The 17,530-nt window shown below is 43.4% G+C and carries 18 protein-coding genes; 14 read left to right on the top strand and 4 right to left on the bottom strand.

Annotated elements, in window-relative coordinates:
• The 3 genes from pstC to pstB are packed head-to-tail and all read left to right on the top strand — an operon-like array spanning window position 1 to window position 2,623.
• Window positions 1–894: a phosphate ABC transporter permease subunit PstC gene (gene pstC, locus AC04MM_RS13275; protein ID WP_475380857.1), complete on the top strand. Its 894-nt coding sequence runs from the start codon at window positions 1–3 to the stop codon at window positions 892–894.
• On the top strand, window positions 895–1,818 hold the full coding sequence (pstA, locus tag AC04MM_RS13270; protein ID WP_475380856.1) for a phosphate ABC transporter permease PstA: 924 nt from the start codon (window positions 895–897) through the stop codon (window positions 1,816–1,818). It begins immediately after the preceding gene.
• A 31-nt stretch (window positions 1,819–1,849) separates the two neighbouring features.
• Complete coding sequence (gene pstB, locus AC04MM_RS13265; protein ID WP_475380855.1) at window positions 1,850–2,623, top strand: phosphate ABC transporter ATP-binding protein PstB; 774 nt, start codon at window positions 1,850–1,852, stop codon at window positions 2,621–2,623.
• Here the strand turns inward: pstB and wecB are convergent.
• On the bottom strand, window positions 2,620–3,744 hold the full coding sequence (gene wecB, locus AC04MM_RS13260; protein ID WP_475380854.1) for a non-hydrolyzing UDP-N-acetylglucosamine 2-epimerase: 1,125 nt from the start codon (window positions 3,742–3,744) through the stop codon (window positions 2,620–2,622). The two genes, pstB and wecB, sit on opposite strands and share 4 nt — an antisense overlap.
• 71 nt (window positions 3,745–3,815) lie before the next feature.
• The gene (locus AC04MM_RS13255; RefSeq protein ID WP_475380853.1) at window positions 3,816–5,051 is read right to left on the bottom strand and encodes an O-antigen ligase family protein; all 1,236 of its coding nucleotides are present in this window, start codon (window positions 5,049–5,051) and stop codon (window positions 3,816–3,818) included.
• 50 nt (window positions 5,052–5,101) lie between these two features.
• Here AC04MM_RS13255 and AC04MM_RS13250 point away from each other — a divergent pair, with 50 nt between their 5' ends.
• On the top strand, window positions 5,102–5,998 hold the full coding sequence (locus AC04MM_RS13250; RefSeq protein ID WP_475380852.1) for a UTP--glucose-1-phosphate uridylyltransferase: 897 nt from the start codon (window positions 5,102–5,104) through the stop codon (window positions 5,996–5,998).
• 2 nt (window positions 5,999–6,000) lie between these two features.
• Complete coding sequence (locus tag AC04MM_RS13245) at window positions 6,001–6,612, top strand: D-sedoheptulose-7-phosphate isomerase (protein WP_475380851.1); 612 nt, start codon at window positions 6,001–6,003, stop codon at window positions 6,610–6,612.
• A 2-nt stretch (window positions 6,613–6,614) separates the two neighbouring features.
• Here AC04MM_RS13245 and AC04MM_RS13240 read toward each other — a convergent pair whose 3' ends face one another.
• Complete coding sequence (locus AC04MM_RS13240; protein ID WP_475380850.1) at window positions 6,615–7,829, bottom strand: glucose-6-phosphate isomerase; 1,215 nt, start codon at window positions 7,827–7,829, stop codon at window positions 6,615–6,617.
• Window positions 7,830–7,936: 107 nt separating this feature from the next.
• On the opposite strand from AC04MM_RS13240, the gene AC04MM_RS13235 reads away from it, so the two are divergent.
• From AC04MM_RS13235 to AC04MM_RS13195, 9 genes are read left to right on the top strand one after another with little or no spacing between them, the layout of a single operon-like run.
• Window positions 7,937–8,926, top strand: a complete 990-nt coding sequence (locus tag AC04MM_RS13235) for an NAD-dependent 4,6-dehydratase LegB (RefSeq protein WP_475380849.1) — start codon at window positions 7,937–7,939, stop codon at window positions 8,924–8,926.
• Window positions 8,919–10,070 (top strand): LegC family aminotransferase, encoded by a 1,152-nt coding sequence (locus tag AC04MM_RS13230; protein WP_475380848.1) that lies wholly within the window; start codon window positions 8,919–8,921, stop codon window positions 10,068–10,070. The genes AC04MM_RS13235 and AC04MM_RS13230 overlap by 8 nt, the downstream gene beginning before the upstream one ends.
• Window positions 10,067–10,648, top strand: a complete 582-nt coding sequence (locus tag AC04MM_RS13225) for a NeuD/PglB/VioB family sugar acetyltransferase (protein ID WP_475380847.1) — start codon at window positions 10,067–10,069, stop codon at window positions 10,646–10,648. The genes AC04MM_RS13230 and AC04MM_RS13225 overlap by 4 nt, the downstream gene beginning before the upstream one ends.
• Window positions 10,641–11,642, top strand: coding sequence for an N-acetylneuraminate synthase (gene neuB / locus AC04MM_RS13220; RefSeq protein ID WP_475380846.1), 1,002 nt, complete (start codon window positions 10,641–10,643; stop codon window positions 11,640–11,642). Before AC04MM_RS13225 ends, neuB begins: the two co-directional genes overlap by 8 nt.
• On the top strand, window positions 11,639–12,805 hold the full coding sequence (neuC, locus tag AC04MM_RS13215) for a UDP-N-acetylglucosamine 2-epimerase (protein WP_475380845.1): 1,167 nt from the start codon (window positions 11,639–11,641) through the stop codon (window positions 12,803–12,805). Before neuB ends, neuC begins: the two co-directional genes overlap by 4 nt.
• Window positions 12,789–13,841 carry a nucleotidyltransferase family protein gene (locus tag AC04MM_RS13210; RefSeq protein WP_475380844.1) on the top strand — a complete coding sequence of 351 codons (1,053 nt, stop codon included), beginning with the start codon at window positions 12,789–12,791 and terminating at the stop codon, window positions 13,839–13,841. The genes neuC and AC04MM_RS13210 overlap by 17 nt, the downstream gene beginning before the upstream one ends.
• Window positions 13,841–14,761 carry a Gfo/Idh/MocA family protein gene (locus AC04MM_RS13205; RefSeq protein WP_475380843.1) on the top strand — a complete coding sequence of 307 codons (921 nt, stop codon included), beginning with the start codon at window positions 13,841–13,843 and terminating at the stop codon, window positions 14,759–14,761. The genes AC04MM_RS13210 and AC04MM_RS13205 overlap by 1 nt, the downstream gene beginning before the upstream one ends.
• A complete protein-coding gene (locus tag AC04MM_RS13200) occupies window positions 14,758–15,468 on the top strand; it encodes an acylneuraminate cytidylyltransferase family protein (RefSeq protein ID WP_475380842.1) in 711 nt (236 codons plus the stop codon). Before AC04MM_RS13205 ends, AC04MM_RS13200 begins: the two co-directional genes overlap by 4 nt.
• Entirely contained in the window at window positions 15,455–16,264 is an 810-nt protein-coding gene (locus tag AC04MM_RS13195; protein ID WP_475380841.1) for an SDR family oxidoreductase, read from the top strand. The genes AC04MM_RS13200 and AC04MM_RS13195 overlap by 14 nt, the downstream gene beginning before the upstream one ends.
• Here AC04MM_RS13195 and AC04MM_RS13190 read toward each other — a convergent pair.
• A complete protein-coding gene (locus tag AC04MM_RS13190) occupies window positions 16,250–17,473 on the bottom strand; it encodes an oligosaccharide flippase family protein (protein ID WP_475380840.1) in 1,224 nt (407 codons plus the stop codon). The genes AC04MM_RS13195 and AC04MM_RS13190 overlap by 15 nt on opposite strands.
• Window positions 17,474–17,530: the final 57 nt, after the last annotated feature.

Genomic DNA, 17,530 nt, shown 5'->3' with positions numbered 1-17,530 from the left:
ATGAAGTATAAACTTAGACGACAGCTGACTGAAAAATTTATTGAACTTCTGCTGTTTTTGGCAGCTGCAAGTTCGGTATTGATCACGTTTTTTATCGTTTATACGCTTTTGACCGAAGCGTTCCCGTTTTTTAAAGAAGTAGGCTTCAAGGATTTTTTATTTGAAACCGAATGGACGCCGCTTTTTGAAAATGCCAAGTACGGTATTGTGGCATTAGTTTCTGGAACCTTACTGACTACGACTATTGCGCTTTTTGTGGCGCTGCCTTTTGGGGTGATTACGGCGGTGTTTTTAAGTGAATACGCTTCAAGCCGTGTGCGCGAGTTTACCAAACCACTCTTAGAACTATTGGCTGCCGTACCTACCGTGGTTTACGGGTATTTTGCCATGCTTTTGGTAACGCCGTTTCTACAAAAAATCTTTCCTGATCTTTCAGGCTTTAATGCGTTGAGTGCCGGCCTTGTGATGGGAATCATGATTGTTCCCTATGTCAGTTCCCTGTCAGAAGATGCAATGCGGGCTGTACCGCTCAGCTTGCGTGAAGGAAGTCTCGCCTTAGGGGCCTCCAAATTTCAGACATCGTTTCGTGTGGTTATCCCGTCAGCTTTTTCTGGCATTGCTTCGGCGTTTGTGTTGGCGATTTCGCGCGCCGTGGGCGAGACGATGGTTGTGGCCATCGCGGCCGGATTAGAACCTAAATTTGGTTTTAACCCGTTTGGTCCGACTGAGACGTTAACAGCCTATATCGTGCAGGTTAGTCAGGGCGATCTTCCGCAGGGCAGTGTCGGGTACCGAACGATCTATGTCTGCGGTTTAGTTTTATTACTCTTTACATTAACATTTAATATTATCGGTCAGACGATCCGTCACCGCATGGAAAAAAAGGTGAAATAGATGTCTGCCAATACCAATGCAAGATTAATGCAGCATATCCGCTTTTTAAAAGCCCAGGATGTGGTGTTTTTCATTGTCGGCTTATTTGTGCTGCTCGGCGCTTTTTTAATTTTAATTACGCTTATCTTAGATATGGCCCAGACCGGTGTACCGCGCTTAAATCAGGATTTCTTTTTTAGTTTTCCTTCGCGTTTTGCGGCCCGTGCCGGGATTTACGCGGCCTGGGTAGGAAGTTTATGTGTTGTGCTTGTGACCGCGCTTTTGGCGATTCCGTTAGGAGTGGCCACCGGAGTTTATCTTGAAGAGTATGCTTCAAAAGGCTGGATGTCGCGGGTGATCGAGCTAAATATCTTAAATCTGGCCGGGGTTCCGTCGATTATTTACGGGATTATGGCGTTATCGCTTTTTGTTTACGAGTTCGGTTTGAAACAGAGTATTTTAACTGCGGGTATGACTTTGGGATTATTGATTCTGCCGATTATTATCGTGACCACACGTGAAGCGATCAGAACCATCCCGAACCACATCCGTGAAGCGAGCTATGCCCTGGGTGCGACCAAATGGCAGACGGTGAGCAATCATATTCTTCCTTACAGTTTTGGTGGTATTATGACCGGTGTGGTGATCGCGCTATCGCGGGCGATCGGAGAAACGGCGCCGTTGTTAGCCGTAGGTGCAGTGGCATTTATTGCCTTTTTACCGACGCCGCCGGTGATGGCTGAAGCTCCGTATGTGAGTATGCAGTGGTTAATGGATTCATACACGGTACTTCCGATTCAGATGTTTAACTGGGTGTCGCGCCCGCAGGAAGAATTTCATGTCAATGCTGCTGCTGCCGGTATCGTGTTGCTCACGATGACTCTTGTTTTAAATACACTTGCTATTCTTATCCGTTATCGTTTCAGGAAGAAATACAAATGGTAACCGGCCAACGCCGAGGAGACGTAGTTGAACTATGAAAAATATTAAAGCCGAAGTTAAAAATCTTACGTTTAGTTATGATAAAGCGGCGCCTAGGCCAGTTTTAAATTCGGTTAGTCTTCCGGTTTTTGAAAACAGTGTTACCGCACTGATCGGACCATCTGGCTGTGGTAAATCAACATTACTGCGCTGTTTTAACCGTATGCATGATCTTTATGGCGCGGTTAAGTACGAAGGTAAAATTATTTTACAGCCGTCAGGCTTTGATATTTTGTCGAATGAAGTAGATCCGTTAGAAGTGCGTATGAAAGTCGGCATGGTTTTTCAAAAACCTAACCCATTTCCGAAATCGATTTATGAAAATGTGGCCTACGGTTTAAAAATCCGCGGCATTAAGAAGAAATCCTATATCGACGATAAGGTCGAGGATTCGCTAAAAAAAGCCGGCCTTTGGCGCGAAGTGAATGATCGTTTAAAAGCTTCGGCTTCAGCTCTTTCAGGTGGTCAGCAGCAACGTCTTTGTATCGCACGGGCACTTGCGACTGAGCCAGAACTTCTTTTACTGGATGAACCGACCTCGGCGCTAGATCCGATTTCAACGGCACATATCGAAGAGCTGGTCGGAGAACTAAAAAAATCAGTTACGATTTTAATGGTGACTCATAACTTGCACCAAGCCGGGCGTGCCTCTGATTACACCGCATTTATGTATTTGGGTGATTTGATTGAATTCGGCGAAAGTTCGCAGGTGTTCACTAATCCGAAGGAAGAAAAGACCGAGAATTACATCACCGGCCGTTTTGGCTAGATGAGTTCTACAATTCGTTCGCAGGCACGGCCATCACCAAATGGATTTTTGGCTTTGGCCATGGTTTGATAAACCTGTTCGTTATCCATTAGCTCATTGACGCTCGCAATAAATGCGTCTTTTTCAAGAGGAACAAGTTTTGAAGTGCCGGCGGCAATAGCTTCCGGCCGTTCAGTGTTTTCACGGGCGATCAACACCGGTTTTCCCAGAGACGGAGCTTCTTCCTGAATTCCGCCGGAGTCCGTAATAATAAAATGTGAACGGTTCATTAAATACACAAACGGGATGTAGTCGATCGGCTCAGTTAAATGAACATTTGCAGGACAGTCCGAAAAGATCTCGCTTGCTGTTTGTCTAACAGTCGGATTCAGATGTAAAGGGATGATAAACTGAATGTCATCTCTTTTGGCAAGCTCGAGAATTCCGGTCATAACTGTTTTTAGGTTTTTCACGAAAGATTCACGGCGGTGTAAGGTGACTATGATCAGCTTTTTATCCGGGGTTAAATATTTAAACCTATCATTAAAGGCTTGAGTTAGTTCAATTGAATTCTGAATCTGGTTTTTGACTTCGAACAATGTATCAATACCGGTGTTGCCGGTGACAAAGATTTTCTCTGAAGCCACATTCTCGCGGATTAAATTGTTCTTGGCTTCTTCAGTCGGTGCCAGATGAGTGTTGGCTATCAGCGAGAGAGCTTTGCGGTTAAACTCTTCCGGAAACGGTGAGTAGATATCATGCGATCTGAGACCGGCTTCAAGGTGAATGATTTTTATTTTGTTATAAAATGCCACCAAGCCGCCGATATAACTACTGGTCGTATCGCCCTGAACGAGAATTTGATCGATCGGGTGGCTAGCGTGCTGACGGTCGATGATTTGCTGTAGTCCTGTCATTAGCCGGCTTGAAAGAGCTGTCAGCGTTTGTCCGGGCTGCATCAGGTCTAAATCAAAATCCGGGGTAATATTGAAAAAACTTAACAGCGGTTTTAGCATTTCGCGGTGCTGACCGGTCGAACAAACGAGTACGCGGTGGTTGGGACTTTTTTTGAGTTTTAAAATAAGAGGAGCAACTTTGATAGCTTCCGGGCGGGTTCCGAATACAAAAAGCAGGGTTTTCATGGCTACACGATTACTGGGAATTCAGAGATCTTACAAATTATTAATTATGTGTGGAGATAACTACACACACCCTATTCAGGGGTGGCCTGGGATATTTTTATCCGGTTTTGCCATAGGCAGAAGACCAGGGCCCAAACCAAAAGTATCAGTGAGCGGATTTTGGTATATTCAAAGCCAACATCAGTCAAATTAGCGATAAAAAATTCAAGCTGCGCCGCTAAACAAGCTACTGATAGAACATAAAAACTGTGAAGATTCTGGCGTTTAAATTTTAGCGTAAGTTTAACATTCATTACCAAAAACCAGAAATAAAACAGAGCAAATGGAATCAGTCCTAACAGGCCGGTTGTGGCAAAGACATTCAGGAGTTGGTTGTGGGCATGAGAATCAATATGCTCATGCGGAATGTAATCGAAACCGTATTGCTTCCACGTTTCTGGTGGGGTGTGAGAAAGATTATTGGCATAGCCGATCCCTAACAGCGGAGATTTTTCGATCATCAGCCAGTGGATTTTTAAGATATTCCAGCGCTGTTCGTCGGCAGTTTTAGTTTGCATGGAATGTTCGACCCGTGAACGGAAATTCTGGGAGGTGGTGTAGGCGGCTGCCAGAATTAAAAGCCCGGTTGTCAGGGCGACAAGAAACAGTTTGCGGCTGTGAAATAATAAAAACAGGGCTGCGGTAACGGTCAGGCTTAGCCAGATGCCGCGAGTAAAGGTCATGAAAATGCCTAGCCCCATCAGCGCTGCGGCCAAGAGTGAAAGGCTTTGATAGAAGCGGGATAAGTTCTTGAACTTAAAAAACAGTAACACCAGAAAGAAAATAAAAATAAGGCCGTTGGCGTGAGCATGATAGGTCGCGCTATCTAATAAACCGGTCAAACGAAAACCGATGATCGCCTCTTTGCGTAAGAAGTCATAACCGTACAACGTACATACAATCGCATAGATATTAGGGAGAATAAATCCCCATGAGAAAAACTTAACAAGTTTGGTCAGATTGATTTCGTAGCGGGTAAAGGCCCAGATAAGAAGATAGAAATTAATAATCCAATAGAAACGGTAAAGTCGGCGCCACGCTTCAGAGTCTGTAACGCCCAAAATTAACAGACCTGCAACTATGGCGATCACGTAAAAGCTAAAGCCGTATTCAAATAAATAAGGTTTACGCAGAGGTAAAAAGTTTTTAAATTTTTGAGCAACAGCTTCTTTAGCGAAACAGACGAAGATCAAAAGCATCATCAAGTCTAGCAATGTCTGTGACACAACCGGTCCAATTGTCACGCCGGCCAAAAAGTAACTTAACATACCGGTAGTATTGCTTGCTCAAAATTGAAACTCAAGGCAATTTAATGTTCATGGCTAAAGTAAGAAAAGCAATTATTCCTGCGGCTGGATTAGGCACTCGTTTTTTTCCGGCAACAAAAACTGTTCCCAAAGAAATGCTGCCTATTGTTGATCGGCCGGCCATTTTATACGTCATCGAAGAAGCCGTACAGGCAGGTATCCAAGATATTATTATTATTCAAGGACGCGGAAAAACTGCGATTGAAGATTTTTTTGATGTCAGTTATGAGCTTGAAGATAAGCTGATTAAAGACGGTAAGGGTGATGTTTTAAAGCAGATTGAAAACATCAGAAACAACACCAATATTATTTCCATTCGTCAGAAGGCCGCTCTCGGGTTAGGGCATGCAGTAAAGTGTGCAGAAAGCATTATCGGCAATGAACCTTTTGCTATCTTGTTGGGCGACGAAATCACCATTGCCAATGAGCAAAAACACAATGTCACCCATCACCTAATTAAGAACTGTGAACAACGACAAAACAGCGGTGTGTGGGTGCTTCCGGTAGATGCCAAGGATACTCATAAATACGGCATTGTTGATTTAGGTGAGCAGTTTAAAAATTCTTCCGCGCAGGATCTGGCCGCCGGCCTGAAAGTGCAGGGTGTAATCGAAAAGCCTAAAGCCGATGTGGCTCCTTCGCGCTGGGCATTGCCAGGCCGCTACGTATTTCAGGCCGAGATCATGAAGCACCTAAATGACATTCAGCCTGGTTATAACGGCGAATGGCAGTTGTCTGATGCGATGAATTTACTTAGTAAAACGTCGGATTTAATGGCTTATAGCTTTGATTCGCGCCGATTTGATGTTGGCGATAAGCTGGGTTATTTAATGGCTAATATAGAATTAGGTTTAGAGAGACCAGAACTTAGAGATGGACTTTTGAAATTCATCAAAGGTAAAATGTAGTCATGGTAGCACTGCAAGAATTATTAAAAAAAGAAGCTAACGAAGCCCTACAAAACATCCAGTCCATTTTAGAGAATCAAAAATTACTGCAAGCCTTTGAGGCAACCGCAAAAATGATTGCTGAGAGTTTAAAAGCCGGTGGTACCTTATACGTTGCCGGAAACGGTGGTTCGGCGGCGGATGCCCAGCATTTAGTAGCAGAGTTGGTTGTAAAATTAAATAAAAACCGCGATCCTTTGCGCGCAGTCGCATTAACGGTCGATACCTCAATCATTACAGCAGCCGGTAATGATTTTAGTTATGACGATATCTTTAGCCGCCAGGTTGAAGCTTTAGCTAAACCAGGTGATGTATTCCTGGGAATTACCACATCAGGAAACTCAAAAAATATTATTAACTGTTTTCCGATCTGTAAAAAAATCGGTGCAAAATCAATCTGCCTTACCGGTAAAGACGGCGGTGTTGCCCTTAAAGAAAGTATGGCCGATTTAAATGTGATTATGAACGGTCCAAACACGGCCCGCATTCAAGAAGGCCACGCGATTTTCTATCACACTCTATGCTATGCGCTTGAGGTGATGTTAGTTGAAGCGGGAACGATTCGTTACCGCTAATTCTAGTTTGATTTTAGCATTTTCAGAGTAATTTCTTTTCCTAAGGCAACGCCTGGTTGATCGAAAGCGTTGATATTTTCGTGTTCGCCTAAGGTGGCCACGACAATCTGAAAGAACATAAACAAATACCCCAGAGCCTTTGATTTGTGTATATCGTCGATATTGAAAAAATCGCAGGATACGCCGTTTTGCTTTAAGGCTTCGTAGGTCGCTTTTGACTGGCAGGCGATTAGGTCACCGTAGTTGCGTCCTTGCATAAATTGTATTTCGTCAAAAATGATGTTGTTAACCGTGTGCTTGCATAGTTCGGCAGATTTGAAACCGAAAATGCAAACATATTTATCCTTTGGGCCGTGCGCCACCTGTTGCAGGATCGAGTGCTGGTCGCAAGAGCCGATGGCGATCATCGGTGTGCTTAGCGGCGGAGCGGGCTTCCCGTTACGTTGTGTTTGTTTGCCTAATGACTCAGCCCATAGTTGTTGCAGCCAAGAGCCAAACCAGCGAAAATTGGAATTATAGAACCAGAACAGTGTAATATTCTCTTTTTTCTCGAAAGACTGGGTAAACTGCTCACAAATAGAGATGACTTTATTCTTGTCAGCTAATGCGGTCTGGGCTCCCAGGCGGATGTCATCGATATTTAAGCCGCAGAATCTGGCAATCAGCAGGCCTACCGGTGTTAATACAGAATAACGCCCACCCACTGAAACAGGGATGTCTAGTGTCGGGCGGTTATGTTTTTTAGCCAGTGCTGTTAAAGGGTTGTTAACTGGCTCGGTGATGAAAAACGAGTGTTCGATGATGTTGTGATTTTTCTGTCTGAAGTGGTTATCAAGGGTTGCGTAATTCCACAGGACTTCAACGGTTGTTCCGCTTTTAGAGATGAAAATGAAGGCTGTTTCAGTCAGTTTTAGTGCGATTTTGCCTAAAAGATATTCTAACTCTACTGAATCGACGTTGTCGATAAACAACACTGATTCAGTTTTGCTGTATTCGGAAATACAGCGTGGACCTGCTGAGCTTCCGCCAACGCCGATCACGACATACTGTTTGTATTTTGCCATGATTTTATCGGCCAGTTCGTTGGAGCTTTTGAACAAGTGGCAATAGTCTGTCACGCGCGAAAAATCAGAAGTTTTGTCTGAATGAAGAGTAATCTCTAGAGCCTCGACCAGTGATTTGCGAGGGTTCGCGTTGTTAAATTGACTGTTTAGCATGTTGTATAAGCTAGCAGCGCACGATGACAAGTCAACCTTGAATTTATGTGTCTGATAGGTAAACTAAAGGGGTAGCATTTTGATGACTTTGTGACTAGGAGAAATATATGAAAAAAAACTCACGCGTGCTTGTAACAGGAGCTGATGGGTTTATCGGTTCGCACTTGGCAGAAACACTTGTACAAAAAGGATATAATGTCCGTGCATTGGCGATTTACAATTCGCAGGGCTCGTGGGGTTGGTTAGACCATTCGGAGTACGCCAAAGATATGGAAATTGTTTTAGGTGATATCCGTGACCCTTTTCTTTGTCACAAAATCAGCGAAAACGTTGATGTGGTTTTTAATCTAGCCGCACTTATAGCAATTCCGTATTCGTATGTTGCGCCACAAAGTTATGTTGAAACAAATGTCACCGGCACTTTGAACATGTGCCAGGCCGGATTAAAAAATAACGTACAAAAATTTATTCAGACTTCAACAAGTGAAGTGTATGGCACCGCCCAGTACGTGCCGATTGATGAAAAACATCCAATGCAGCCGCAATCGCCGTATAGTGCTTCAAAAATCGGTTCGGATGCGATGGCGATGAGTTACTATAATGCCTTTGAGATGCCAGTGTGTATCGCGCGCCCGTTTAACACTTACGGCCCAAGACAATCAGCCCGTGCCGTGATACCGACAATCATTTCACAGCTGGCAAACGGCTTTACCGAAATTAATTTAGGTGATGTGACGCCGACACGTGATTTTAATTTTGTCAAAGACACCTGCGACGGGTTAATTGCACTTGCTGGCAGTGATAAAACCACAGGGCAGTCGATTAACATCGGTAGCAATACCGAAATTTCAATCGGTGAAACTTTTGAGTTGATCCAGAAAATCATGAAAACCAATGCCAAGCTAAAAGTCGACGAACAAAGAATACGTCCAAAAAATTCAGAGGTGTTCAGATTAGTCTGTGATAATAAACTGATTAAGAGCACGACGGATTATTCGCCGAAGTACAGTATCGAGGCGGGCTTAACTGAAACGGTGTCTTGGTTTACCAATAAAGAAAATCTGAAAAAATATAAGGCTGGTTTATATAATGTTTAACGATATTGTTCAGTTTGTAAAAACACTTTATCCAGGAAAAGACTTTATCGGTCTGCATGAACCTGTATTTAAGGGTAACGAGAAAAAATACACTGAACAATGTATCGATTCGACGTTTGTCTCTTCGGTCGGTGAGTTTGTCGGTCGTTTTGAAAAAGTGACCGCTGAATACACCGGAATTCCGTATGCTGTAGCCTGTGTAAATGGGACAGCGGCTCTGCACATGGCTTTAATTTTATGCGATGTCCAGCAAGACGATGAAATCCTGACCCAGGCTTTAACGTTCGTTGCAACGGCAAATGCGATTGCTTACTGTAAAGCGCATCCTATTTTTGTCGACAGTGAGCTTGAGCGTTTAGGCATGTGCCCGGTTAAGCTTGAAGAATTTTTGACCAAGAATGCTGAAGTTCGTAATGATGGTTATTGTTATAATAAAAATACCGGACGCAGAATAAAGGCCTGTGTGCCGATGCACGTCTTCGGTCATCCGGTTGATCTCGAAAATATCAAGCGTATCTGTAAGAAGTTTAATATTTCACTTATCGAAGATTCGGCAGAGTCGCTCGGAAGTTTTTATAAAGGCAAACACACCGGTGCCTATGGTGATATTTCTATTTTAAGTTACAACGGTAACAAGACGGTAACCACCGGTGGTGGCGGCATGATTTTACTGGCCGATGAAGCCTTGGCTAAAAAAGCCAAGCATTTAACGACGACGGCGAAAAATCCGCACCAGTGGGATTTTGTGCATGATCAGGTCGGCTATAATTATCGTTTACCAAATATCAATGCAGCCCTTGGTGTTGCACAAATGGAATATCTGACCGAAATCTTAGATAACAAACGTAAAACGGCAGAGGCCTACAAAACGTTTTTCAAAAATACTGAGTTTAAGTTTATTGAAGAACCTAAAGATTCAAAATCTAATTATTGGCTTAATGCAATCATGCTAAAAAACCGTGAGCAGCGTGACGAGTTACTTAAGTTTACAAACAGTAACGGTGTAATGACCAGACCAATCTGGGAGCTGATGAATCATTTGCCGGCCTTTAAAAACGCACAAACGACTGATCTAAGTCAGGCCCGCTTTATTCAAGACCGTCTCGTCAATATTCCGAGCGGATATCGTAAGGAGAAAGCATGAAACAAATCTACCTGGTAGGTGGTGGCGGCCACTGTGTTTCGTGTATTGATGTGATCGAGAGCACTGGCGTTTACAAAATCGCCGGTATCTTTGATGTGCCGGAGAAAAAAGGTCAGACTGTATTAGGTTATCCGGTTTTGGGTGGTGATGAGGAAGTTGCAAAGTATGTTTCTTCGGATTCAGAATTCTTAATTACCGTAGGCCAAATTAAATCTGCTGATATCCGGAAGAAGATTTACAAAAACCTTGTGGCCTTAAAAGCTCAGTTTGCCACTGTGGTTTCTTCCCGCGCTTATGTTTCTCGACACGCGAAGATCGGTGCCGGGACAATTGTTATGCATGATGCACTGGTAAATGCCGGAGCCGTCGTCGGCGCACACTGCATTGTTAACAGCAAAGCCTTAATCGAGCACGACGCCAAAGTTTTGGATTTTTGTCATATTTCAACCGGCGCGATAGTAAACGGCAACGTAACGGTACAGGATTCGGTTTTTTTAGGAAGTCAGGCTGTGACTTTACAGGGGATCACGATCGATGCCGGCAAAGTTATACCGGCAGGGAGTTTTTTTCGTGGATAAGGTTTTAATTATTGCTGAAGCGGGCGTAAACCATAACGGCGATCTTAAAATCGCTCTTGAACTGGTTCATAAAGCTCATGAAGCTAATGCCGATATCGTCAAATTTCAGACCTTTAAAGCAGCCAAACTGGCAACTAAAGAAGCAAAGACAGCTGACTATCAGAATAAAAATTTGAACTCATCTGATACTTCGCAATTAGCGATGTTACAAAAACTTGAGCTTTCTTATGATGATCATTTTGTTTTGATGAACGAGTGTAAAAAGCTCGGCATCGGTTTTTTATCTACGGCCTTTGATTTTGAAAGTTTAGATTTTTTAATTTCGTTAAAGCTGGGTTTGTGGAAAATCCCGAGCGGGGAGATAACCAATCTTCCTTACCTGGAAAAAATCGGGCGTTTAAATCAGCCCACCATCGTGTCAACAGGTATGGCTGAGCTTTCTGAAGTAAAAGCCGCGACCGATGCGCTAGTTAAAGCAGGTTTAGCAAGAGAAAAGCTAACGGTGCTTCACTGTAACACCGACTATCCGACCAAGCCCTCAGATGTGCATCTTCGTTCGATGGCTGAAATGGGTAAAGCGTTACATACCGCTTACGGGTATTCTGATCACACTTTGGGAATCGAGATTCCGATTGCGGCTGCGGCCCTTGGTGCACGCGTGATCGAAAAGCATTTTACCTTAGACCGCGACATGCCGGGGCCCGACCATAAGGCCTCACTTGAACCGCAGGAATTAAAACAAATGGTTCAGGCCGTCAGAAATATTGAGCTCGCCTTGGGCCGCTCTGAAAAAAAGCCAACCGAGAGCGAACTTAAAAACCGCGCGGTGGCACGTAAATCTATCGTGGCGGCAAAAAGCATTAAAAAAGGCGAAGTGTTAACCGAAGCCAATATTACAACAGCGCGTCCTGGCACCGGTATTTCACCGATGAAATGGCATGAAGTTATAGGTCAAACCGCAGCTAAAGATTATGCTGAAGGTGATTTAATATGAAGAAAGTGCTGTTTTTTACTAGCACACGCGCTGATTACGGTATTCTGTCGCGTTTGATTGCCCAGTTTAGGTCAGATAGCCATTATCAGACCGAGATCTTGGCCACCGGAACACATTTATCAAAAAAATACGGTGAGACTTATAAAGAAATTGAAGCCGATGGTTATCCGATCAAATTTAAAGAAGATATCGGCTTAAATGCCGATGCGGATTTAGATGTTGCCCAGTCTGCAGGACTTGCTGTGCAACAGTACGCAAAAGTCTTAAACGCCTATAAGCCCGATCTGTGTTTTGTGCTCGGTGACCGGTTTGAGGCTTTAAGCTTTGCTTTTGCATGCCAGCTGATGCGAGCGCCGCTTGCGCATTTACATGGTGGTGAGATTACAGAAGGTGCTATCGATGATTCTTTCAGACACTGCATTACTAAAATAGCGGCTATGCATTTTACTTCGGCTGAGGTTCATAAAAACCGGGTCTTGCAATTAGGCGAAGAGCCAAAGCTTGTGTTTAATGTCGGCGCTTTAGGGGTAGATAACATTATTCATCTTAAAAAGTGGTCACAGGACGAGCTGGAAAACAATCTTAATTTTCAATTTAAAAAATACACATTTTTGACAACCTTTCATCCGGAGACTATTTCGGATTTGTCCGCAGTGGAGCAGGTTAAAGCCTTTCTGCAAGGTGTAGCTGAATTCATAAAAACCCAGCCGGATAGCTTGTTTGTATTTACGATGCCGAATGCAGATCCCGGTAACGACGTTATTTTTAAAGAGCTGCATAATTTTATTAAGGCTAACCCAAAGCACGCCGTAGGATATGACAGCCTCGGACATCTTCGTTACTTAAGTTTGATGAGTCTGGTGACAGGTGTTGCCGGTAACTCTTCAAGCGGGCTTATCGAAGCGCCGGCGCTGCAGGTGCCGACCGTAAATGTCGGCGATCGTCAGAAAGGACGCTTGCGCGGAAATTCAGTGATTGATGTGCCGCTGGTTCCGGAAGCTATCGCGGCAGCATTGAACAAAGCCATCGCTTTTAAACAGGCTAAGACGGTTTGTGAATCCCCGTACGGAAAAGGTGACACGGCGGTGGCGATCAAACATTTAGTCGACGCGCAGATTTCTAACATTACAGTGAGAAAAAAATTCTATGATCAAGAACGTTAAATCTTTATTTGTAAATGCCGCTGATCCGATTCTAAATGCCATGAAGATCATTGAAAATGACGCCAGTAAAATTGCACTCGTGGTTAATCAGGACGGAAAACTTCTCGGAACGGTGACCGACGGTGATATCCGCCGCGGGTTGATTAATAATATTTCGATAAACGACCAGGTTCAGTTGATCATGAACAAAGCGCCGAAATCATTTTTGCAGGGAACCTCGCTGGATCAGGTCGAAAAAATGATGAAAGACAAAAAGATCACACAGATTCCTCTGCTCGATGCCAGTGGCATAGTGGTTGATATTGTTCTTTCCAGTGATTTTGAAAGTCGTAAGCAAAAAGCAAATACCGTTGTTTTAATGGCCGGTGGTCTTGGGCAGCGTCTAGGTGAGTTAACAGCCGATTGTCCTAAGCCGATGCTAAAAGTCGGTGATAAGCCGATTTTAGAAGTCGTTTTAAATAATCTAAAAGAACATGGTTTTCATGATTTTGTTATTTCGGTTAACTACAAGGCTGAGATCATTGAAAACTATTTTAAAGACGGTGCAGATTTCGGTGTAACGATTAATTATATTCGTGAAAAAGAGCGCTTAGGCACAGCCGGTGCATTAAGTCTTTTTTCGCCTAAGAATGAATTGCCGTTGCTTGTGATGAACGGTGATGTGCTAACCAAAGTTGATTTTACTCAACTGCTTAATCATCATAATAAGAACAATTACCAGGCTTCTATGTGTGTGAGAAAGTACGATTTTCAGGTGCCGTTTGGTGTGGTCAATGTGAATGATCAGGTGATTACTTCCATCGTAGAAAAGCCGATTCAGTCTTTTTTTATTAATGCCGGTGTTTACATTCTAGACTGTAAATTGCTGCAGTTAATTCCTGCGCAAACATATTTTGATATGCCTAGTCTGTTTAATAAGATGATCGACCAGAAAAAAGGTATTGCCGGGGTATTTCCGATTCATGAATATTGGATGGATGTTGGTCAGCGTGATGACTTTAACCAAGCGCAATTAGATTTTAAGAAGGTCTTTTAATGAAGAAGGTACTGATTGTAGGTTTTGGATCTATCGGACAAAGACATGCCGCTAACTTCAGAAAACTAAAATGCCCGGTGGCGATTGTTTCGCGCCGGCAAATTGAAGGTGAAGAAAAAACATTTGCCACTCTGGCGGAAGGGGTTGCTGATTTTTCTCCGGATGTGGTTTTTATCTGCACTGAGACCAGCCGGCATCTGGCTGATTTATCAGTTTTGGCAGATATGCAGTTTTCCGGGCTGGTTGTTGTTGAAAAACCGATCTTTGATTTAACAGTTAAAGAAGATGCAAAATTTACGGGGTTGAATATCCGTGTCTCATATAATCTTCGCTTTCATTCGCTGCTACAATATTTAAAGAAAGAACTCTCAAAGCAAAAAATTATCAGTGCCCATGTCTATGTCGGGCAGTATCTGCCGACCTGGCGTAAAAATGTTGATTATCGATATAGCTACTCGGCCTTCGAAGAAAAAGGTGGCGGGGTATTGCTTGATCTCAGTCATGAGCTTGACTACTGCCAGTGGTTATTTGGTAGGGCGCTAGGCGTGTTCAGTGTTAACGGGCATTTCAGTCATCTCGAAATAAGTTCAATGGATACCTGTGGATTGCTGGTAAAATATGAGAACTGCCAGATGGCAACAGTTCAATTGAATTACCTGGACCGGATTACCCAGAGGTTTATCATCGTAAATACCGACGAGACCACCTACAAAGTCGATCTAATTGCACAAAAAGTTTATAAAAACTCTGACGAAGTCAGTATTGCTTCTGACGGTAAAGACACATACTTACGCATGTCTGAAGATATCTTAAACCAGCAGGGTTCACAATTAACGAGTTACACTGAAGCGCTGGAGCTGATGAAATGTATGCAGGCAGCTGTTGCCGCCAATAAAGATAAAGTCTGGAAAACGTTATGAAAAGAATTTGCAGTATCTGCGCCCGCGGTGGTTCAAAAGGTGTCGAAAATAAAAACATCAAACTTGTAGCGGGTCTACCGCTGATTGCCCATACGATTTTACAGGCACAAAAATCAAAACTTTTTGATGTGATCAGCGTAAGTTCGGATTCGGATGATATCTTAAGAGTGGCCAAAGAGTATGGCGTTAATTTTGCGATTAAAAGACCAGATGAATTAGCCACCGACACGGCAGCAAAACTTCCGGTTATCCAGCATTGTTTTATTGAATCTGAAAAGCTGTCAGGTTTGACTTTCGATACTGCAGTGGACCTGGATTGCACTTCGCCCCTGCGTTCGGTTGAAGATCTGGTTAACAGCGTAAAAATGTTTGAAGATCGAAAGGATGCAAGTAACCTCATTACCGGGATGCGGGCCCGTAGGTCACCTTACTTCAACCTTGTCCAGCAGACCGAGCAGGGCTTTGTAGAATTGGCGGGAAAACCTGCTAAACCGATTTTACGCCGCCAGGATGCACCGGTCTGTTTTGATATGAATGCATCGATCTATATTTGGTCGCGTGAGAATCTGCTGAATTCGACAAAAGTTATCCAGCCAAGTACGATTATTTATGAAATGCCAGAAGAGCGATCTATTGATATCGACAGCCAGTTCGATTTTGAGATTGTTTCATACCTGATGGAGAAAAGAAAAAATGAATCAAACTAATTTGAACGGGAAAAACATTTTAATCACCGGGGCTACCGGTATTCTTGGTCAGGTTTTTTGTGAAGGATTAGTTGCTGCCGGCGCAAATCTGGCGATGATTGATCTACAGCAAACAGGCTTAGATGAGCTGGCAAAGAAGCTAGCAGAAAAATATAAAACAAAGATCAAAGGATACGCCTGCGATATCACCGATGAAAATGCCGTTATTGCCGTCCTGGCAAAAATTTACGCGGACTTTGGCGAGATTCATGTTCTCCATAATAACGCAGCATCGAAGGGCCGTTCGCTAGATGATTTTTTTCAGCCCTATGAAAATTTCAAATTAGAAACCTGGAAAGATATAATGAATGTTAATATCGATGCCATGTTTTTAATGTCTAAGCATGTCGGTAAGCATATGATCGATAAAAAGATCAAAGGTAGTATTATTCAAACAGCATCGATTTATGGGATTGTCGGTCCGGACCAGAGAATCTACGAAGGCTCAAGATATTTAGATCGCCAGATCAGTTCGCCAGCGGTGTATTCAGCCTCGAAAGCCGCGGTCATCGGCTTAACAAATTACCTGGCCGCATACTGGGGGCATCTCGGAATCCGTGTAAACACGCTGACTCCAGGTGGTGTCGAGAGCGGGCAGAATGATGTCTTTAAAAATAAATATTCTGCGCGAGTACCACTAAACAGAATGGCGCAGGCTTCGGAAATGGTCGGGGCATTGGTGTTTTTGGCCTCCGATAGTGCATCGTATGTCACTGGACAAAATATAGTTGTCGATGGTGGTTTAACGGTTTGGTAGTTTTTGTTTAAGAAAATACAAATTCCAGAGCGCACCAAAAATTAACGAGATATTTAAGCCGCTGATAACGGCATAGTTTTTATTGCCTAAGCCGATGATAAAAGTGACCATCAGAAATATGATAAAACTTAATACGTGACCGGCAATAATAGTTCGGTCACGGTTTTGCGCATACAGTGCATACTGAGGCACTTGCCCCAGACAGAAAACCGAAAGCGCGGTCATAATCCACGGAAATATCCAGCTCTGCTCAGCATACTGGTCGCGCCCTAAGAGTTTTAGAACCGGGCTTAAGATAAGATAGCTGGATAAGCTGAACACAGTGATAATGACTAAAACTTTTCGGAAGAGTTTTCTGAGCTGTTCTGCGAATGAAACTAAATTGTTTTTTGCAAACGTGTCGATCAGACGCGGATAGGCAAAAACAAAAATCCCGGAATCCAGAAAAGACACCATCGCGTTACCGATACTGATAAATAGCACGTAGGCCGCAACAACATCTAAACCCATGTAGCTTTCGATAAAAAAGCGGTCCAGCGTGAATAATCCGCGGATAGCCAGTGACGAAACTAAAAATGGCAGGCTGATTTTTAAACCTTTTTTAATCCATTGCCAGTCAGCCTTCTGCTCCCAGCCGCCAAGACCTGATTTAAACACCGTAAGCAGCGAAAGTATTAAAGCTGTGACTGCGCCGATTAACCACAGCATAAACACGGTGCTTAACTGCCGTGATGGTTCGTTAAAAATCATCAATGGAATTAAGGCAAAGATCCAGATAGCAGAGCGGATAAACAGAATAATACTGGCTAAAAAGGGCCGCGAGATAGCGACAAAGATCCGATTAAATTCCTGGGTTAGGTGTTCAAAAACCAACAGAGCGTAAAACCAGAAAATGTATTCGATCGGTAAAATTTCATAAAAAAAGATCAGCGCCAGCGGCGGCAGGCATACAACGTAGATAAAAAAGGTCAGGATAGCCTGAGTTTTAAGAAATTTTCCCCATTCGGTTTTCGGGCTTTTGACAAATTCACGGGTCGTGTAAGTGTAGAATTCTAACCCTAATAAATAAAGTGCATAGCCGATAGCGCCGGCTAATAGGCCATATTGTCCGAGCTGGCTGGGTTCTAAGTACTTCGCAAGATAGAAGATAAGGAGAAACTTACTTCCCAAGGTAAGCCCACGAAGAAAAACGTTTGCTAGTTGTAACATTACTTTGACGATAGCGGCTTGGGCTAATGCAGGCAAGGGTAAACTTGGCCCGAATTA

Source organism: Bdellovibrio sp. SBM16, from assembly GCF_056175625.1.
Note: the sequence above shows the minus strand (reverse complement) of the source record. Positions and strands in the feature narration are given on the sequence as shown.

Excerpts from the sequence above, each read along its gene's own strand:
- pstC (WP_475380857.1), top strand. The coding sequence starts at position 1 with ATGAAGTATAAACTTAGACGACAGCTGACTGAAAAATTTATTGAACTT.
- pstA (WP_475380856.1), top strand. The coding sequence starts at position 895 with ATGTCTGCCAATACCAATGCAAGATTAATGCAGCATATCCGCTTTTTA.
- pstB (WP_475380855.1), top strand. The coding sequence starts at position 1,850 with ATGAAAAATATTAAAGCCGAAGTTAAAAATCTTACGTTTAGTTATGAT.
- wecB (WP_475380854.1), bottom strand. The coding sequence starts at position 3,744 with ATGAAAACCCTGCTTTTTGTATTCGGAACCCGCCCGGAAGCTATCAAA.
- AC04MM_RS13255 (WP_475380853.1), bottom strand. The coding sequence starts at position 5,051 with ATGTTAAGTTACTTTTTGGCCGGCGTGACAATTGGACCGGTTGTGTCA.
- AC04MM_RS13250 (WP_475380852.1), top strand. The coding sequence starts at position 5,102 with ATGGCTAAAGTAAGAAAAGCAATTATTCCTGCGGCTGGATTAGGCACT.
- AC04MM_RS13245 (WP_475380851.1), top strand. The coding sequence starts at position 6,001 with ATGGTAGCACTGCAAGAATTATTAAAAAAAGAAGCTAACGAAGCCCTA.
- AC04MM_RS13240 (WP_475380850.1), bottom strand. The coding sequence starts at position 7,829 with ATGCTAAACAGTCAATTTAACAACGCGAACCCTCGCAAATCACTGGTC.
- AC04MM_RS13235 (WP_475380849.1), top strand. The coding sequence starts at position 7,937 with ATGAAAAAAAACTCACGCGTGCTTGTAACAGGAGCTGATGGGTTTATC.
- AC04MM_RS13230 (WP_475380848.1), top strand. The coding sequence starts at position 8,919 with ATGTTTAACGATATTGTTCAGTTTGTAAAAACACTTTATCCAGGAAAA.
- AC04MM_RS13225 (WP_475380847.1), top strand. The coding sequence starts at position 10,067 with ATGAAACAAATCTACCTGGTAGGTGGTGGCGGCCACTGTGTTTCGTGT.
- neuC (WP_475380845.1), top strand. The coding sequence starts at position 11,639 with ATGAAGAAAGTGCTGTTTTTTACTAGCACACGCGCTGATTACGGTATT.
- AC04MM_RS13210 (WP_475380844.1), top strand. The coding sequence starts at position 12,789 with ATGATCAAGAACGTTAAATCTTTATTTGTAAATGCCGCTGATCCGATT.
- AC04MM_RS13205 (WP_475380843.1), top strand. The coding sequence starts at position 13,841 with ATGAAGAAGGTACTGATTGTAGGTTTTGGATCTATCGGACAAAGACAT.
- AC04MM_RS13200 (WP_475380842.1), top strand. The coding sequence starts at position 14,758 with ATGAAAAGAATTTGCAGTATCTGCGCCCGCGGTGGTTCAAAAGGTGTC.
- AC04MM_RS13195 (WP_475380841.1), top strand. The coding sequence starts at position 15,455 with ATGAATCAAACTAATTTGAACGGGAAAAACATTTTAATCACCGGGGCT.
- AC04MM_RS13190 (WP_475380840.1), bottom strand. The coding sequence starts at position 17,473 with ATGTTACAACTAGCAAACGTTTTTCTTCGTGGGCTTACCTTGGGAAGT.